This is a genomic window from Nocardioides agariphilus (assembly GCF_015352445.1).
GTDB classification, from domain to species: Bacteria; Actinomycetota; Actinomycetes; order Propionibacteriales; family Nocardioidaceae; genus Nocardioides; species Nocardioides agariphilus.
In genome coordinates this window covers 23,059-39,956 of record NZ_JADKPO010000029.1, presented here as the reverse complement: position 1 = coordinate 39,956, position 16,898 = coordinate 23,059, and the positions used below count along the sequence as shown (strand labels likewise).

The window sequence follows — 16,898 nt, the reverse complement described above, 5'->3', positions numbered from 1 at the left end:
CCACCGTGGAGCACGCTGCGACGATGCGGAGAACCTACGAGCTGATCAACGCCGGAGACATCGCCGGGTTCGGCGACCTGGTCGCGGACGACTTCATCGAGCACCAGGGAGCGCCCGGGTTCCCTGCCACCAAGGAAGGAACCCTCGACTTCTTCCGCGCCCTGCTCGGGGCTTTTCCGGACATGAGCATGAGCGTCGAGGACCTGGTCGCAGACGGAGACAAGACCGTGGCTCGAGTCACGGTCGCGGGGACCCACCGGGGCAGCTTCATGGGGATCCCGCCGACCGGCGCCAGCGTCGACATGCAGCTCATCGACATCATGCGGTTCGACGAAGCCGGCCGGGTCTGCGAGCACTGGGGTGTCGCCGACATGCTCTCGCTCATGCAGCAGCTCGGCGTCGTACCGGCCGGCGCTCCGGCGTAGCCGCTGCCGGCCGTCCTAGTCAAGGCTGGCGGCGTCCCAGGAGCTGCTCGACCTCGATATCGACCAGATCTGATCGCGACAGGGAAGGAAGGCACATGTGGGCGCAACTCATCAAGATGCCCGTGAAACCGGACAAGGACGTCGCAGGCCTGTCCCAGGCGCTGCGCGACGCTGAACAGCCGGGATCGGGGCTGGTACGCAGGCTCACGATGCGTGACCAGAAGGACCCGCGCCTGGTGTACACACTGGTCGTGTTCGAGAGCGAGGAGAAGGCACGCGCGCGCGAGCGGGATCCGCGTCGCGTGGAGGCGCTCCAGGGCGTCCGCGCGATGGTGGACGACATCCAAGACGGCCCGCCGGAGTACGTCGACCTGACGGTCGAGGAAGAGTGGACGGGCCAGTAGGTCTATCGGCTGGGTGCGCTCACCGCGCAAGGGTCGACGTGCGATCGCAGGCAGATGTGACGGTTTCTTGCGGACCGCATGCGGACCGCGGCAGTTTCCGGAGTCGGCGATGCGCCAACCGCCATGTCGGAAAAGGGCCTCTGACCTGGGCAAACGCTGCTCGCGAGCCGTTGGCAGCCGTTGGTCAGAAACGGGCTCCGCGCGACTTCTTGCGGACTATTTGCGGACCGCTGGACGGTCAAGGCTAGTCCGAGCTCCGACGTAGACCTTCGATCTTCGAGCATCTTGCGGACAGGTCGCGGATGCTCTGCCAGACAGCTGCTCGGGGCGCGTCGATCTTGAGTGCGCGGATGCATTCGTCAAGACGTTGCGGGCGATCTCGGAGGTAGGTGACTGCTTTGTTGAGGCTCTCGCCAACCGTGTTGCCGTATGCATCGACTGCCTTGCGCGCGCCGGCCTTCAGGGCGACGATGTCGGGTTTCATCATGGCTAGGTCGATCAGGTCGCGGCTGAACGTCGACGTGTCTTCCCAACGGTCGTCGTTGGCGAGCAGCTTGGTTGCGACCTGGTCGGTTCGCGTCAGGATCCGTAACCCGCAGATCTCATCGTCGGGGGCGGGAGTGTCGAGGTCGATGCGGCCTTCATGGATGATCTCGAACTTGATCGCAACCCCCGCAACGAGCACCGAGGTCCTGATCCCGTAACCGTCAACAGAGGTTGTTCGACCCAGGTCCAGTTCGCGTGTGGCCAGAGCGTCGAGCCCGTGGTCCCTGACCATCTGGCGCAGCGCGCGGTAGGACTTCGGGTCGGAGACCAGGAAGTCGATGTCAACCGATTCGCGGAACTCGCCGTTGGCAAGGACGATCGCGGTCCCGCCTCCGAACCAGCAGTTGTGCTCTGCCAGGAGCGGTGCGTCGAGGATCGACAGCACCTCGGCCACCTGTTGATGGTGCAGCCGCCTAAACAAGGAGCCTCCCGTTGCTGTAGGTGTCCGCGAGGTGCTGGATGAACGCTTTCTCGTGGTCCGTTAGCGCCTCCTGGTTGAGGTGCCGCCAGCCGCGTTCGTAGAGGTTGAGTGCCTCCGTCTCGGTGATGGTGGTGCCGGCGTCGGTCTGCCAGGCCAGCGTGCGCAGGCCGGGGTAGTCGCCGACCGTGATCGTCGCCGGTTCCGCTGCTGGAGCGTCGAGGATCGGGACGACGAGGTGAAGTCCGAGTGCGGCTGCAACGTTGACGTAGGCGCCGATCGTGACCGAGGGGTTGCCTGCCTCGATCCTGTGCAGGGTGACGCGCGACACGCCAGCAGCTTCGGCACAGGCGACTACCGTGACACCGAGGGCTTTTCGGCGTTCGCGCAGCCGGGCGCCTAGGCGTTCGAGGTCCGCCTGTTGCTCGGGGCTCGTGTACGGGCTAGGAGCTGGCATGTTTCTCATTTTAGCCATTTGGTCCTTCAAGTCAATAATGAGAAACACTTGTGGCAAGTCTCTAGGTCAAGCGAACAGGATCAACGCGAGGACCGGCGTGTCCGCTGACGATCTCGTCCACGCGGGACGAAGCCAGTGATTACGGTCGCGTCGACCGTGTCGCCATCGTCTATTCCAGCCGACACGTACAGCCGGATGGCGAAGCCCACTGCGCCACCGGAGACACACTCTGGACTCGAGTTCACTACCCCCAGAAGATCGGGTCGCCGCGCCCGCAACCCTCAACGCCTACCGGCGATTCCCGAAGACGCTAGACATTGAAGCGGAACGAAAACCCCTGGTTTCGGGTGTTGACGGTCACCGTTGGTTGAGGCCGGAAAACGAGGGATGACCTGCGGAAACGCGCTCGCGGGACCGTTGGACATCGTTGGCGTGAATCGGCCTCGGCCGGACTTCTTGCGGACTATTTGCGGACCGCTGAACCTCAGTCATCGCCGTCCAGGTCGAGGATCTCGTTGGCGACCTCGGACGGGAACAGCGTCGACCAGATGATCTCGCCCGAGCCAGGGCTCATCTCCGCCAGGGGCGACGGTTCAGGCTGCCAGTCCCCGGGCGCGACACCCGGGACGCAGTCGAGGAGCAGCGCGAACATCTGCGGGTCCGGCACTCCCTCGGCAATGATCGCGAGGTAGGCCTCGTGCCCGTTCTCTGCCCGGACGAGGGCCTTGATCCGGTGGTTTCGGAACTCGGCGACGGCAAGGCTGCCGCTCTTCAGGGACATCGCGACGAGCCGGATGACCATGCTCTTCATCTCGCGCCGCCACGCGACGGCCTGTTCTGCAGCGAGGCGCTTCCAGTCCCACTCGGCAGGGAGCAGGTGATCCGAGGAGACGGTCTTCCCCGTCGTGCACTCTCGCTGCAGCGTGGCGTAGAAGTCGCGCTGGGCGCTGTCCGCTTGGCGCCGGCCAGCGGCCCCGATCCACCATGCCCCTCGGCTCGGGCGCACCCAGTCCGGGAGATCAGTGCCGCGGAGCTCGGTCACGGCGGCGCGATGGTCGCTGGTCTTGACCTTGAACCAGACGCGGTCGGTGAGCGCGACGACGCGCTCGGCGCCGCCTGCGTCCCGCTGTTCAGGGACCGCCTGGGCGCTCACGATGACCGGCTGATCGATCTCTTCCAGGCGGACCCCGAGATCTGGCAGTTCAACCCCAAGATCACCGAGGCAGCGCTCGGTTGGGCGCACGCCGACCGGTTCCGAGACCATGTGGCGAATCTAGCGGCCAGGTCCGACGGTCCAGGGGAGGCGATGCGTCGGTTACTTCGGCATGCCGCCGAGGTCGTCGAGCTCTTCGCCGCTGAGGCCGGTCATGAGCGACACAGCAGCGGCGTCGGTGCCGTTGAGCTGGCCGAGCGCAGCCTTGATCCCGGCGTTGATCTCGTCGCGGTGCGCGTCGATGTACTCCCGTACGGCAGCGTCAACGATGTCCTTCTTCGAACGGGACATGAAGTGAGCTGCATGCGACACGAGCTCGTCAGTGGCGGCGTCGACCTTGATCGGCGCAGTAGCAGTAGCCATAACGCTGCCCTCCTTCTCGGGTACCAAAGTACCAGCGTCTACCGTACCGAGCAATATTGAGCCCTACTGCCGAGGATGGTGAATAGCTGGCCTCCCGAGCACGAACTGGCTACCCCCAGAAGATCGGGTCGCCGCTCTTCTCGATGTGGTCCAGGAGCGCCTGAACGTTCTTGGTCGGCCGCTTGCGCCTGTACTCGTGGAACTTCAGGTTGCGGTCGCGCCAGTAGATCGCCCACTGGCCGGTCGACTTCGTGTAGCGCAGGCGCGCGATCGGAAACCGGGTGTGCTCACCGACGCCGTCCCACGGTGGCCGCACCTCGACGATGTCGACGTGTCGGTCGGAGACGTCGGCCTCGACCTTCAGCTCGTCCCACAGGTGCTCGGGCACCCGCTCACGTGCCCACAGCCGGATGCGGTGCAGGTCAGCCTCTGGAAGTGCCATCACACCAGTCCATAGCGCATAACCTACGAGGCACCATGAACCTCGGGAACGACGCCAACCGCCTTGCCGCGGAGGCGCGCGCCCGCGTATTGATCGACCGCCAGCTCACCGACGCGGGCTGGTCGGTCCAGGACAGCAGGTCGCTTAACCTCTTCGCAGCGCAAGGCGTCGCGCGCCGCGAGGCAACGATGGCGACCGGACACGGTCGAGCCGACTACCTGCTCTACGTCGACCAACGGGTCGTGGGGGTGATCGAGGCCAAGCCGGAGGGCACTCCTCTCTCAGGTGTCGAGTGGCAGTCCGCGATGTACGCCGAAGGACTCCCGGCGGACGTCAGGTTGGCGGCCCAGACCAAGGACGGCCGGCTCCCCTTCGTCTTCGAGGCCAGCGGCACCGAGACCCACTTCACCAACGGTTTCGATCCCGAGCCGCGGGCTCGCCGAATCTTCAACTTCCCCAAGGCGGCCACCCTCGCCAAGACCCTTCGAGGGAAGGACGAGGAACACCCGACCTGGCGGGGCAAGGTCACCGCGATGCCACCGCTGGACACCACTCCCCTACGGCCGGCACAGATCGAGGCCATCAACGGCGTCGAGCAGAGCCTGCGCGAGCAGCGCTACGACCGGAGCCTGGTGCAGATGGCGACCGGTGCCGGCAAGACCTTCGCGGCCGTGACGTTGTCCTACCGGCTGCTGAAGTTCGGCGGATTCGACCGCATCCTGTTCCTGGTCGACCGGAACAACCTGGCCAAGCAGACGATGGGCGAGTTCGAGAACTACCGCACCCCCGACGACGGCCGCCGGTTCACCGAGCTCTACAACGTCAACCGCCTCAACCGCGGCCCGATGCCGGAGTCGACGGCCCTCGCGATCTCCACCATCCAGCGCGTCTTCAAGGCACTGCGCAACGAGGCATTCGACGACGACGCTGATGATCCAGGGCTGGACGGCTGGGTGCCCGACGCCCCGGTCACCGTCGCCTACAACGCCGACATCCCACCGGAGACGTTCGACCTGATAGTCGTGGACGAGGCCCATCGTTCGATCTATGGCCAGTGGCGCGGCGTCCTGGAGTACTTCGACGCCCACGTGGTCGGCCTCACCGCGACCCCTGGCAAGCAGACCTTCGGGTTCTTCAAGCAGAACCTCGTCTCGGAGTACACCTACCCGCAGTCTGTGGCCGACAACGTCAACGTCGACTTCGACATCTACCGGATCAAGACCCAGATCAGCGACCAGGGTTCGACGATCGAAGCCGGGACGGTCGTCCCGAAGGTCGACCGGCGCACCCGCGCCCAGCGCTACGAGGCGCTGGACGAGGACCTCGAGTACACCAGCGGTCAGCTCGACCGCGCAGTGACCGCGACCGACCAGATCCGCACCGTGCTGGAGACGTTCCGGGACAAGCTCTTCACCGAGATCTTCCCGGCACGGTCGACGGTGCCGAAGACTCTCATCTTCGCCAAGGACGACGCCCACGCCGAGGAGATCGTCACCCAGGTGCGCGAGGTGTTCGGCAAGGGCAATGACTTCGCCGCCAAGATCACCTACACCGCCCGCAACGCAGACCAGCAGCTCGCCGCCTTCCGCACCAGCCCGGCTCTCCGGATCGCGGTCACCGTCGACATGATCGCCACCGGAACTGACGTGAAGCCGCTGGAGTGCGTGTTCTTCATGCGAGACGTGCGCTCGCCGCAATACTTCGAGCAGATGAAGGGCCGCGGCGCCCGCACCATCCCCTCAGCCGACTTCCGGGCAGTCACCCCCGACGCCAAGAACAAGACCCGCTTCGTGCTCATCGACGCCATCGGGGTCACCGAGCACGACTTCGTCGAGCCGCCGCTCAACCGCGAGAAGTCGGTCAGCCTCCAGAAGCTGCTGGAGAAGGCCGCCAATCTGACCATCACCGAGGACGAGACGGCAACCCTCGCATCACGGCTCGCCGCCCTCGAACACCAGCTGACTCCCGAGGAGCGCACCGAGCTCGACTCCGTCGCCGGCGGGTCTGTGCGGAAGGTGGTCCGCCACCTCGTGGATGCCGTCGACCCCGACCGGCAGGCCGAAGCCATCGAGGGTGCCGAGGACCCGGACGCGGTCCGTCAGCAGCTGATCATCGACGCCGTGAAGTCACTCGCATCGAATCCGGACCTGCGCGCCCGCATCCTCGAGCTCCGCCGCGTCCACGACCGGGTGGTCGACGAGGTCTCCGCCGACGTACTGCTCGATGCGTACGGCGTGGTCGACCCCAGCAAGGCAACATCCGTCGTCGAGTCCTGGCGCGCCTACCTCGACGAGCACCGCGCCGAGATCACCGCCATCCAGCTCCTCACCGAAGCCAAGGAACGACGGATCTCCTTCAGCGACATCAAAGAGCTCGCGGACCGCATCGCACGACCTCCCTACAACTGGACACCCGACATCATCTGGAACGCCTACGTCGCCCTCAATCCCGAGTATCAAGACTCGGTGGTTGAGGAGGGCGCGCAGCGCCCGTCTCGAAACCACCACCACACGTTGACGGACCTCGTCTCGTTGGTCCGCTACACCGTCGGTGTCGACGACAAGCTGATCCCCTACGTCGAACGAGTAGAGGAGAGGTACGCCGCCTGGCTGGCCCAGCAGGAGCAGGCCGGCGTCACGTTCACGGACACAGAGCGCTGGTGGCTCGACAACATGGTCAAGGTGATCGCGAACTCCGCCGGCATCCGCACGGAGGACCTCGACGACGCCCCCTTCACCGAGCGCGGCGGCACCGATGGCGCCCTACGCGACCTCGGCGACCGCGCGGCCGAGCTCATCGACGAACTGAACTCGGAGCTCACGGCATGACGTGGCCAGAAGTTCCGCTGGACGCGGTAGCCGAGATCCAGGGCGGTATCCAGAAGCAGCCCAAACGTGCACCCCGGGACAACGCATTCCCATTCCTTCGGGTTTCGAACGTGACGGCGTCCGGCCTAGACCTAAGTGACGTTCACGCGGTGGAACTCTTCGACGGTGAACTCGACCGCTTTCGCCTCGAGCGAGGCGATCTCCTGGTCGTCGAAGGCAATGGGTCGGCGAGCCAGATAGGCCGCGCCGCAGTCTGGGACGGCTCGATCAAGGATGCGGTCCACCAGAACCACCTCATCCGTGTACGGCCAGCACCCGACCTCTATGAGCGCTACCTCGGGCTGCTCTGGAACTCCCCCACGATTAGGGACGAACTCTCGCGAGTCGCCAGCTCGACCAGTGGCCTCCACACACTAAGCGTCACCAAACTCAAGCGAATCATGCTCCCCCTTCCGCCCCTCGCTGAGCAGCATCGCATCGTCGACCTCCTCGAGGACCACCTCTCCCGCCTTGACGCCGCTGACGCCTACCTCGAAGCAGCTCAGCGACGTGGCAACGTGTTGTACGACCAACTGCTTGTGAGCGCACTCGCGGCGTTGGAGAGTGCGGAGCTCCCGTTCGCTGAGCTCCTCGCCGACGGTCTCGCAAACGGTAAGTCAGTCCCGACCCAAGAGGACGGGTTCCCGGTTCTGCGCCTTACTGCCCTGCGCGATGGCCACATCGACTTGGCCGAGCGGAAGCCCGGCGCATGGACAGCGGCCGACGCCAGGCGCTTCCTGGTCGAGCGGGGCGACTTCCTGATTGCCCGCGGCAACGGCAGCCTCCGACTCGTTGGCCGCGGAGGGCTCATCACCGACGAGCCAGACGCCGTCGCGTTCCCTGACACATTGATCCGGGCACGACCTGACCTCACCCGGATCCACCCTGAGTTTCTGGCCTACGTCTGGAACGCGCCCGGCGTTCGACGTCAGATCGAGCAGGCGGCCAAGACGACTGCCGGTATCTACAAGGTCAACCAGAAGGACCTCGCGGCGGTGCGGGTCCCAGTGCCGAGCTTGGCAGACCAGGAACGAGTCACGACCGCGGTCCGGGAGTCGCGCGATGCCCTTCTGCAACTGGCTCTCGAAGTTAATCGTGCCGTCGCCCGATCCTCTGCCTTGCGCCGCTCCCTGCTTGGCGCCGCCTTCTCGGGCCGCCTCACCGGCGATCCAACCGACTTGTCGGAGGCCGAGGAGATGATCGGCGCGTGAGTGGCAAACAGATCAAGCTGTTCCTCGTCGACGGCACACCGGGAGGCCTGACGACGGCGGAGATCACCAACTGGACCGGCCACGTGCTGTCTGGCCGCCGTTCCGACCTGGCCGATCTGTTGAAGCGCGATGAGGCTCAGCGCACTGGCGTCTACCTGCTGTTGGGTGACGACGAAGCCGCGATCGGCGACACCCGCTGCTACATCGGTGAGGCCGACGTCGTGGCCGACCGCCTGCGATATCACAACCGCGACGTCAACAAGGACTACTGGGATCGCGTCGTCCTCGTCACGTCCAAGGACACCAATCTCACCAAGTCCCACGGTCGCTACCTGGAGTCGCGGCTCATTTCGCTCGCCACGCAGGCCGGCCGGGTGAGTTTGGAGAACGGCACCGCGCCGCCTGTACCGGCGCTGCCCGAGGCGGATGCCTCAGACATGGACTATTTCCTGTCGCAACTCCAGATCGTCCTGCCCGTCCTCGGCGTCAATGCGATCCGGGTGCGGCCGCCAAAGCCGTCGACGGCGCCCCTCGCGGAGAGCACGGAGTCTCCGGTCTTCCGGCTGCGCCAGGCCAAACTCGGCGTTGACGCCCAGGCACAGCAAGTCGACGGCGAGTTCACCATGCTTGCCGGCTCGATCGTCGTCGCGTCGTGGCACGGCGTCGGCAAAGCCGACAGCACACAGAAGGCGTACGCCTCCTACCGAGCCCAACACGAACAGTTGGTCACTGACGGGTCGATCGTCGTCGAGAACGGCAAAGGTCGCCTCGCCCGCGATGTCGTGTTCTCCTCTCCCTCGACAGCGGGAGCTGTCGCGCTCGGTCGCTCCTGCAACGGCCGCCGCGAGTGGGTCGCGGGCAGCGAGACCTTCGGCGACTGGGAGAGCCGGGGCGTGGAGTAGATGATCGCGACCGACCACACGCCGAGCGAAGGGCTCATCGACCCCTACGCAGTGCTTGCCTCCCTGGCTGAACGTAGAGCGGTGTTCCATTCGGAGGCAGACTTCCAGTTCGCGTTCGCATGGGAGGCAAAGACGCTGAATCCCGGTCTGGAGGTCCGGCTCGAGACCCACCCCGAGCCGGGTGTTCGTCTCGACCTGGAACTGATCGATCCAGATTCTCCGCGTGGCCTGGCTGTCGAGCTCAAGTACATGACACGACTCTGGGCGGGTGCGCACCGAGGTGAATCCTTCGCGTTGAAGAACCACGGCGCGTCGGATCTGCGCGCCTACGACGTCGTCAAGGACATCGCACGCGTCGAGCGCTTCGTTGGCGAGCGCTCAGGTTGGGCCGGGTTGGTCATTGCAATGACGAACGAGGCCGCGTACTGGCGGGCTTCGACGCATGGGCGCATCACGAATGCGGATGCGTTCCGCCTCTTCGAGGGCAACGTCCTTGCTGGCGAACGACGATGGGGACCGAACACCGGTGGTACCTCGAGAGGCCGTGAGACCCCGTTGACTCTGCGCGGAACTTACGAACTTCGCTGGTCGGACTTCTCGCGCGTGGACTCAAGTCCGGCCGGCACCTTTCGCGCATTGGTCGTGCCGATCGGTGGTGCCACATGATCTGGGGGCGAGAAGGCTCGGAGTGGACCGAGCTGGTCGCGACGACATCAGAGTTCCTGGCCGAGCAGGCTCGCTTGGGCCGCACTACGTCCTATACCGAGCTGAACTCGGTGCTTCACCGGCGTACGGGGGCCCGTCCCTTCGACTTCAGCAAAGACAGCGAGCGCGCGGCCATGGGATCGCTTCTTGGCGAGGTCGCCCGGGAGCAGTTGCCCGTGGTCGGGGCCCTCGTCTCGTCCATCGTGCTCTATCTCAACGAGAACTACGCCGGAAGTGGGTTCTATCGCCTCGCCGTCGAATTGAACCTGCTCACACCCAAACCAACCGTCGACCAGAAGCTCGCCTTCTGGCCGGCCAAGTGAAAGCAACCTATGAGTACTACGCCTGACTCCCGCCGCCTCGTCGACAAGCTCTGGTCCTACTGCAACGTCCTGCGCGACGACGGCGTGGGCGTCATCGAGTACACCGAGCAGCTGACGTACCTGCTGTTCCTCAAGATGGCCCACGAGCGGGCTACCCGGAGGCTGAACCCGCAACAGATCGTGCCGCCCGAGTACTCGTGGCAGAAGCTCCTCGACGCCGAAGGCACGGAGCTGGAGGTCACATACACCCAGATTCTGGTTGGTCTTGCACAACAACCGGGCACGCTCGGCACGATCTTCCGGAAGGCCCAGAACCGGATCCAGGACCCGGCCAAGCTCAAGCGACTCATCGTCGACCTCATCGACCAGGAAAACTGGTCAGCCTCCGGCACTGACCTCAAGGGAGACGCCTATGAGGAACTGCTGTCGAAGGGCGCTTCCGACAAGGGCTCCGGCGCCGGCCAGTACTTCACGCCCCGCGAGCTGATCCGGGCGATCGTCGACGTCATCGACCCCAAGCCCACTGACACGGTCGTCGACCCCGCCTGCGGCACCGGCGGCTTCCTCCTGGTCGCCCACGAGCACGCCTCCCGCGACGCCGCCAGCCTCACGCCGACCGAGCGCGATCACCTCCGCGACGAGTTCATCTCCGGCTACGAGCTCGTCGACGGCACCGCTCGGCTGGCTGCGATGAACCTGCTGCTGCACGGCATCGGGACACCGAACGGCGACTCCCTCATCGACGTACGCGACTCCCTGATCGCCGACCCCGGGCAGCGCTGGTCCGTGGTGCTCACGAACCCGCCGTTCGGCCGCAAGTCGTCGCTCACCATGGTCGGCGCGGACGGACGGGCCGTGCGCGAAGACCGCGACATCGAGCGCCAGGACTTCGTCGTGACGACGTCCAATAAGCAGCTCAACTTCCTGCAGCACATCATGACGATCCTGGACATCAACGGTCGCGCCGCGGTCGTCCTGCCCGACAACGTGCTGTTCGAGGGCGGTGCCGGCGAGACGCTGCGCCGCAAGCTGCTCGCGGACTTCGATCTGCACACGATGATCCGGCTTCCGACCGGCATCTGGTACGCCCCCGGGGTGAAGGCCAATGTGCTCTTCTTCGACAAGAAGCCAGCGGCCGAGCAGCCCTGGACCCAGAAGCTGTGGGTCTACGACTTCCGGACCAACATGCACTTCACGCTCAAGCAGAACCCGCTGCGCCGGGCAGACCTCGATGACTTCGTGACGTCGTACCTGTCCGGCAAGGACCGCGCGGAGCGGGTGGAGTCCGAGCGGTGGACGTCGTTCACGTACGACGAGCTCGTGGCCCGCGACAAGGCCAACCTCGACATCACCTGGTTGCGCGACGAGTCGCTCGAAGACGCCGACAACCTACCGGCGCCGGAGGTCATCGCCCGCGAGATCGTCGAGGACCTGACGGCCGCGCTCGCCGAGTTCGAGGCCGTCGCCGCCGCACTCGAAGCGTCTTCCGCCAACTCCTGATCGTCGCTCGGCGCTCGCCCCTCGCACCTGATTTGCTTGCAGAGTTGGTGAGGACCGGGATCCGCTACACCCATCTGGCCTGCGCAAACGCACTGATTCACACGTTGAAGCGGAACTCCACCACGTCACCGTCGGCCATCACGTAGTCCTTGCCCTCCATGCGTACCTTGCCGGCCTCACGGGCCTTGAGCATGGAGCCGGCGGCCATCAGGTCGTCGTACGACACGACCTCGGCCTTGATGAAGCCGCGCTGGAAGTCGGTGTGGATGACACCGGCGGCCTCGGGCGCCGTGGCCCCCTTGCGGATCGTCCAGGCGCGCGACTCCTTGGGGCCGGCGGTGAGGTAGGTCTGCAGGCCGAGGGTGTCGAAGCCGACCCGGGCGAGGGTGTCGAGACCGGGCTCGTCAACGCCCATCTCCCGCAGCATCTCGCGGGCCTCGTCCTCGTCGTCGAGTTCGACCAGCTCGGACTCGAACTTCGCGTCGAGGAAGATCGCCTCGGCCGGCGCAACGAGCACGCGCATCTCGTTCTTCAGCGCCTCGTCGCCCAGCTCGTCGGCGTCGCAGTTGAAGACGTAGAGGTAGGGCTTGGCCGTCAGCAACGAGAGCTCGCGCAACAGGTCGCGGTCGATCTTCGTGGCGATGATCGGCGTGCCGGACTCCAGCGCCTCCTTGGCCTCGCGGACCGCAGCCGCCTTGGGGGCGGTCTCCTTCTTGATCCGCGCTTCCTTCTCCAGGCGCGGCAGCGCGTTGTCGACGGTCTGGAGGTCCGCCAGCATCAACTCGGTCTGGATCGTGGAGATGTCGTTGCCGGGGTTGACCTCACCGTCGACGTGGGTGACGTCGGCGTCGCGGAAGACCCGTGTCACCTGGCAGATCGCCGCGGACTCCCGGATGTGGGACAAGAACTTGTTGCCCAGCCCCTCGCCTTCGGACGCGCCCCGGACGATGCCCGCGATGTCGACGAACTCGACCGTGGCCGGCACCACGCGCGCCGACTCGAAGAGCTCGGCCAGCCTGCCCAGGCGCGGCTCGGGCACGGCGACCACGCCGACGTTGGGCTCGATGGTCGCGAAGGGGTAGTTCGCCGCGAGCACGTCGTTCTTGGTCAGCGCGTTGAAGAGGGTCGACTTGCCCGCGTTGGGCAGGCCGACGATGCCGATGGTGAGAGCCACGGCCGGGAAGTCTAGGTGCCCGTCGGCCGGCTGACGGCATCGCGGCGGCTGCGGATCACCGAGGTCGATCCCCGACCTCGCCCGCCAGCCACCACTTCGCTGGTCGCTCCCCCCGACACGTCAGTACTTTCCGGGGGCACGAGCTCTCTCGGGCTGATGCCCGGCCCCCACCCCCCACTCCTAAGAGGTCCGATGAAGCGTCGCTGTGCCGTCCTGCTTGCCCTGCTGTCGGTCGTACTCCCCGTGCTCGTCATGGGCGTGACGCCACCGGCGTCGGCGATACCCGACGGGGAGACCCGCTCCACGGTGGTGTTCAACCCGGTGCCGGGCACCAACATCGTCACCGCGAACCCGACCGCGCCGTGGGCCTATGTCACCAGCCCTGCGATCCTCACCCGCGGCAACACCCTCGAGCTGTGGGCCTGCCAGAACAGTGTCGGCCTGCCATCGGGTCCGCCCCGCATCAGCCACGCCACGTCCACCGACGGCGGCCAGACGTGGACCTGGGACGGCTACGCGCTGCAGCCCACCAGCGCCGGCTTCGACAGCCGCGGCACCTGCGACCCCAGCGTCGTCAAGGCCGGCGACTACTGGTACCTCGCCTACACCGGCACCGACACCTCCGGCCACCGCGCCGTCTTCGTGGCCCGTTCGGCGACCGCCGCCAACGGCAGCTGGGCCAAGTGGAACGGCACCACCTGGACCCTGACCGGCTCGCCTGCCCCATTGATCACCGACAACAGCGGCCTCTCCTTCGGCGACACCGCACCCTCACTCGTGCTCTCCCCCACCACCTTGTCGGTCTACTACGGCTACCACGCGACCATCAACGGGGCACCGATCTGGCAGACCAGGGTCCGCACCGCTGACATGGCCTCCATCAACCCCGACACGTGGGTCGCCCGCCTGGTCGAACGAGGCTCTGTCATCCGCCACCCGGGCCAGGACACCGAGGTCACCTGCGGTGGTGACGAGCTCCGCGACTCCACTGACGTCAAGTACGTCGACTCCCTCGGCAAGTACGTCGCCGTCACCAGCGACGCCGCCACCTACAACCTCTCCACCATCCAGACCTGGGAGTCGACCGACGGCATCAACTTCACCCAGTCCATCACCAAGCGAGGCGACATCCGGGCGCACACCATGAACGCCAGCCTCATCGGCGACCCGAGCGGTCACATCACCACCGCCACCCCGAAAGCCGTCGCCTTCAACCACGGCGAGGCCAGCTGTCCCCGCAACCTCACCCTCGACCCCGTCCAGCTCGACAAGGCCACCACCGGCTTCGCCAACCAGCCGGTCCCCAGTGGCACCGGTGGCTGGAACATCACCTCCGGAAGGTTCTCCATCATCGCCGACAAGTTCCGCTCCTCGGCCAACCGGGAGCAGTGGAACACCGCCACCTACTTCGCCCAGCAGTGGGGAGGCAGCTACACCATCGACATCGACACCGACATCGACACCGGGCCGTCCGGTGTGCAGTTCGGGCAGACGTCTCCCACCGACACCTTCTCCAGCTCGGGCTACCTAGTCAGCATGGAGCACCAGGGCCGCGTCCAGATCTGGAAGGCGGGCTTCGGCGTCGTCGCGTCCGGGCAGTACGACGAGCTTTTCCCGTCGAACTACGAGCACATGCAGATCGTGGTCGCCAACGGGCACATTGCCGTCTACGTCGACTCCGCGAGCAACCTCAGCCCGGACAGGATGAGCAAGCCTGTGGTGACGTTCGTCGACGCCGACGCCCCGTACCTCGGCGGCTACATCGGACTGGCGTCCTACGAGCTGGCGAGCTTCTGGAACTTCCGGGTCACCGACAACGTGCCAGGCAGGTACGAGGATTTCGGCAGGGACTGGGTGGCCACCTCAGGGCTATGGGAGACCCTGAACAACGACGTCTTCATCTTCAGCAGGGACCCGAATCCACAACCCAGCGGTGCGGCGTACCTGCACCAGGAGTCCGCGGTGCTCGGCCGCACCTTCGCCACCCACGTCGGCGACGGCACCTACACCGCCACCCTCGAGTTCGGCCCCAACCAGGGCAGCGGACCCCAGGCCTGGGCTGGCCTGAACCTCACCAACGATGCCCACGAGGAGTACCCCGGCTGGAGCCAGGGCGGCTACCTCGTCTTCCTGCGCCGCAACGGCAATCTCGGCCTCTACGAAGCCGGCGCCGGACAGGTCGTCCCAGACAGGGCAACCGGCACCAACCCGGCCTACACACCGGTCACGATCCGCGTGCTCAAGCGCGGCTCCTGGATCCAGGTCTACGTCGACGACGACCAGTACCCCACCATCAATTACCACGACACCAACGGCGGACCGAGCATCGGCGCCTTCGGCCTCGCCGGGGAACAGACCCCCGCCAGGTTCGGCGGCGTCACGTGGACGAGCTCGCTGGTCGGCTAGAGCACCTTCGACAAGAACGCCTGGGTGCGGGCGTGCCGCGGATGACTGAGTACGTCGACGGGGTCGCCCTCCTCGACGATCACCCCGCCGTCCATGAACACCAGGTTGTCGCCGACCTCGCGGGCGAACCCCATCTCGTGGGTGACGACCATCATCGTCATGCCGTCCGTCGCGAGGGTGCGCATCACCGCGAGCACGTCGCCGACCAGCTCGGGATCGAGAGCCGAGGTCGGCTCGTCGAACAGCATCATGTCGGGCTCCATCGACAAGGCCCGCGCGATCGCCACGCGCTGCTGCTGGCCGCCTGAGAGATGCGCCGGGTAGGCGTTCTCCTTGTCGGCCAGCCCGACCTTGGCGAGGTTGTCGCGGGCAATGCGCACGGCCTCGTCCTGGCTGCGCTTGCGGACGCGGCGCTGGGCGACGCACAGGTTCTTCAACACGCTCATGTGAGGGAACAGGTTGAACTGCTGGAAGACCATCCCGATGCGAGAGCGGACCGCGGCGAGGTCGACCTCCGGGTCGCAGATGTCGATCCCCTCCACGAGGATGCGGCCGGAGGTGGGCTCCTCCAGGCGGTTGACGCATCGCAGCAACGTGGACTTCCCCGAGCCGGAGGGTCCGATGACACACACCACCTGCCCGGCGTCCACGTGGAAGTCGACACCCTTGAGCACCTCGTGGCTGCCGTAGTACTTGTGCAGGTCGCGTACCTCGATCGCGCGTGCCCCGCGTTCAGGCTCAACGGTGGTCATCAGCGGGCCCTTTGCTGTCGTCGTTCGAGCCACGCCACCAGGCGCGTCATCGGAAGCGTCACCACCAGGTAGAACAGCGCGATCGCCAGCAGGGGCGAGGCATTGGCGAAGGTGACGGTGTTGTTCTGGCCGAAGGCCGAGAGCTCGACCTGGTCGGCCTGCATGCCGACCACGAAGAGCAGGGACGTGTCCTTGATCAGGGCCACCAGCTCGTTGGTCAGCGGCGGGATCACGATGCGGATCGCCTGCGGCAAGATCACCGACACCGTCGTCCAGGCGCCGTTCATGCCGAGCGACTGGGCTGCCTCACGCTGTCCCTTGGGCACCGCCTGGATGCCGGCTCGCAGCGTCTCGGCCATATAAGCGGCGTAGGTGACGATCAGACCGACGATGCCCGCTCCGACCAGCCCGCCGGGTGGGATCCAGTGGAAGGCCAACGGGACCGCGAAGGCCATGAAGAAGATCACGACCAGCGCCGGCAAACCCCGGAAGAACTCGATGTACGCCGTGGCCAGCCATCGGTAGACCGCCAGCGGCGAGAGCTTCATGAAGGCCAGCACCAGCGCCACCGCAAAGGCGAAGACGAACGAGATCACCGTGTACGTGACGGTGTTCCAGACCGCCACGGTGACGATCTCGGGCCACATCGCCCGCCAGGTGGGGCCGTCGAGGAAGTTGGTGGTGACGGCTTCCCAGTCGGTGACGACGGCGGCCCCCACGAGGGCCAGCGTCAAGACGGCATACAGGGCGCCGTCGCGGACCCGGCGTCGTTGGGTGCGGTTCACGCGGT

General features: G+C 66.0%; 17 protein-coding genes. 9 read left to right on the top strand and 8 right to left on the bottom strand.

Annotated elements, in window-relative coordinates; translation table 11 throughout:
* The first annotated feature begins 23 nt into the window (after positions 1–23).
* On the top strand, positions 24–425 hold the full coding sequence (locus ISU10_RS17985; protein WP_194697809.1) for an ester cyclase: 402 nt from the start codon (positions 24–26) through the stop codon (positions 423–425).
* Positions 426–520: 95 nt separating this feature from the next.
* A complete protein-coding gene (locus ISU10_RS17980) occupies positions 521–829 on the top strand; it encodes a hypothetical protein (protein ID WP_194697808.1) in 309 nt (102 codons plus the stop codon).
* A gap of 244 nt (positions 830–1,073) precedes the next feature.
* Here ISU10_RS17980 and ISU10_RS17975 read toward each other — a convergent pair whose 3' ends face one another.
* The 5 genes from ISU10_RS17975 to ISU10_RS17955 all read right to left on the bottom strand — a co-directional run bounded on the left by ISU10_RS17975 (position 1,074) and on the right by ISU10_RS17955 (position 4,268).
* The gene (locus ISU10_RS17975; protein WP_370865635.1) at positions 1,074–1,769 is read right to left on the bottom strand and encodes a nucleotidyl transferase AbiEii/AbiGii toxin family protein; all 696 of its coding nucleotides are present in this window, start codon (positions 1,767–1,769) and stop codon (positions 1,074–1,076) included.
* Between the two features lie 19 nt (positions 1,770–1,788).
* Positions 1,789–2,250: a helix-turn-helix domain-containing protein gene (locus ISU10_RS17970; protein ID WP_228501280.1), complete on the bottom strand. Its 462-nt coding sequence runs from the start codon at positions 2,248–2,250 to the stop codon at positions 1,789–1,791.
* Positions 2,251–2,734: 484 nt separating this feature from the next.
* Positions 2,735–3,403 (bottom strand): hypothetical protein, encoded by a 669-nt coding sequence (locus ISU10_RS17965; RefSeq protein WP_370865634.1) that lies wholly within the window; start codon positions 3,401–3,403, stop codon positions 2,735–2,737.
* 162 nt (positions 3,404–3,565) lie between these two features.
* Positions 3,566–3,826: a hypothetical protein gene (locus ISU10_RS17960; RefSeq protein ID WP_194697805.1), complete on the bottom strand. Its 261-nt coding sequence runs from the start codon at positions 3,824–3,826 to the stop codon at positions 3,566–3,568.
* 109 nt (positions 3,827–3,935) lie between these two features.
* Positions 3,936–4,268: a DUF3024 domain-containing protein gene (locus ISU10_RS17955; RefSeq protein ID WP_194697804.1), complete on the bottom strand. Its 333-nt coding sequence runs from the start codon at positions 4,266–4,268 to the stop codon at positions 3,936–3,938.
* A gap of 35 nt (positions 4,269–4,303) precedes the next feature.
* On the opposite strand from ISU10_RS17955, the gene ISU10_RS17950 reads away from it, so the two are divergent.
* Genes ISU10_RS17950 through ISU10_RS17925 form a run of 6 tightly spaced genes read left to right on the top strand, consistent with a single transcriptional unit; the run spans position 4,304 to position 11,776 of the window.
* The gene (locus ISU10_RS17950) at positions 4,304–7,096 is read left to right on the top strand and encodes a type I restriction endonuclease subunit R (protein ID WP_194697803.1); all 2,793 of its coding nucleotides are present in this window, start codon (positions 4,304–4,306) and stop codon (positions 7,094–7,096) included.
* Positions 7,093–8,346, top strand: coding sequence for a restriction endonuclease subunit S (locus ISU10_RS17945; protein WP_194697802.1), 1,254 nt, complete (start codon positions 7,093–7,095; stop codon positions 8,344–8,346). Before ISU10_RS17950 ends, ISU10_RS17945 begins: the two co-directional genes overlap by 4 nt.
* Entirely contained in the window at positions 8,343–9,248 is a 906-nt protein-coding gene (locus ISU10_RS24205) for a GIY-YIG nuclease family protein (protein ID WP_194697801.1), read from the top strand. Before ISU10_RS17945 ends, ISU10_RS24205 begins: the two co-directional genes overlap by 4 nt.
* The gene (locus tag ISU10_RS17935) at positions 9,249–9,914 is read left to right on the top strand and encodes a hypothetical protein (protein ID WP_194697800.1); all 666 of its coding nucleotides are present in this window, start codon (positions 9,249–9,251) and stop codon (positions 9,912–9,914) included.
* Complete coding sequence (locus ISU10_RS17930) at positions 9,911–10,276, top strand: hypothetical protein (RefSeq protein WP_194697799.1); 366 nt, start codon at positions 9,911–9,913, stop codon at positions 10,274–10,276. The genes ISU10_RS17935 and ISU10_RS17930 overlap by 4 nt, the downstream gene beginning before the upstream one ends.
* A gap of 9 nt (positions 10,277–10,285) precedes the next feature.
* Positions 10,286–11,776, top strand: coding sequence for a type I restriction-modification system subunit M (locus tag ISU10_RS17925; protein WP_194697798.1), 1,491 nt, complete (start codon positions 10,286–10,288; stop codon positions 11,774–11,776).
* A gap of 97 nt (positions 11,777–11,873) precedes the next feature.
* On the opposite strand, the gene ychF is transcribed toward ISU10_RS17925, so the two are convergent.
* Positions 11,874–12,950, bottom strand: a complete 1,077-nt coding sequence (ychF, locus tag ISU10_RS17920; RefSeq protein WP_194697797.1) for a redox-regulated ATPase YchF — start codon at positions 12,948–12,950, stop codon at positions 11,874–11,876.
* Between the two features lie 192 nt (positions 12,951–13,142).
* Here ychF and ISU10_RS17915 point away from each other — a divergent pair, with 192 nt between their 5' ends.
* Positions 13,143–15,356 (top strand): hypothetical protein, encoded by a 2,214-nt coding sequence (locus tag ISU10_RS17915; protein ID WP_194697796.1) that lies wholly within the window; start codon positions 13,143–13,145, stop codon positions 15,354–15,356.
* Here the strand turns inward: ISU10_RS17915 and ISU10_RS17910 are convergent.
* Positions 15,353–16,108, bottom strand: coding sequence for an amino acid ABC transporter ATP-binding protein (locus ISU10_RS17910; RefSeq protein ID WP_194697795.1), 756 nt, complete (start codon positions 16,106–16,108; stop codon positions 15,353–15,355). The genes ISU10_RS17915 and ISU10_RS17910 overlap by 4 nt on opposite strands.
* A complete protein-coding gene (locus tag ISU10_RS17905; protein ID WP_194697794.1) occupies positions 16,108–16,893 on the bottom strand; it encodes an amino acid ABC transporter permease in 786 nt (261 codons plus the stop codon). Before ISU10_RS17905 ends, ISU10_RS17910 begins: the two co-directional genes overlap by 1 nt.
* Between the last annotated feature and the right edge of the window lie 5 nt (positions 16,894–16,898).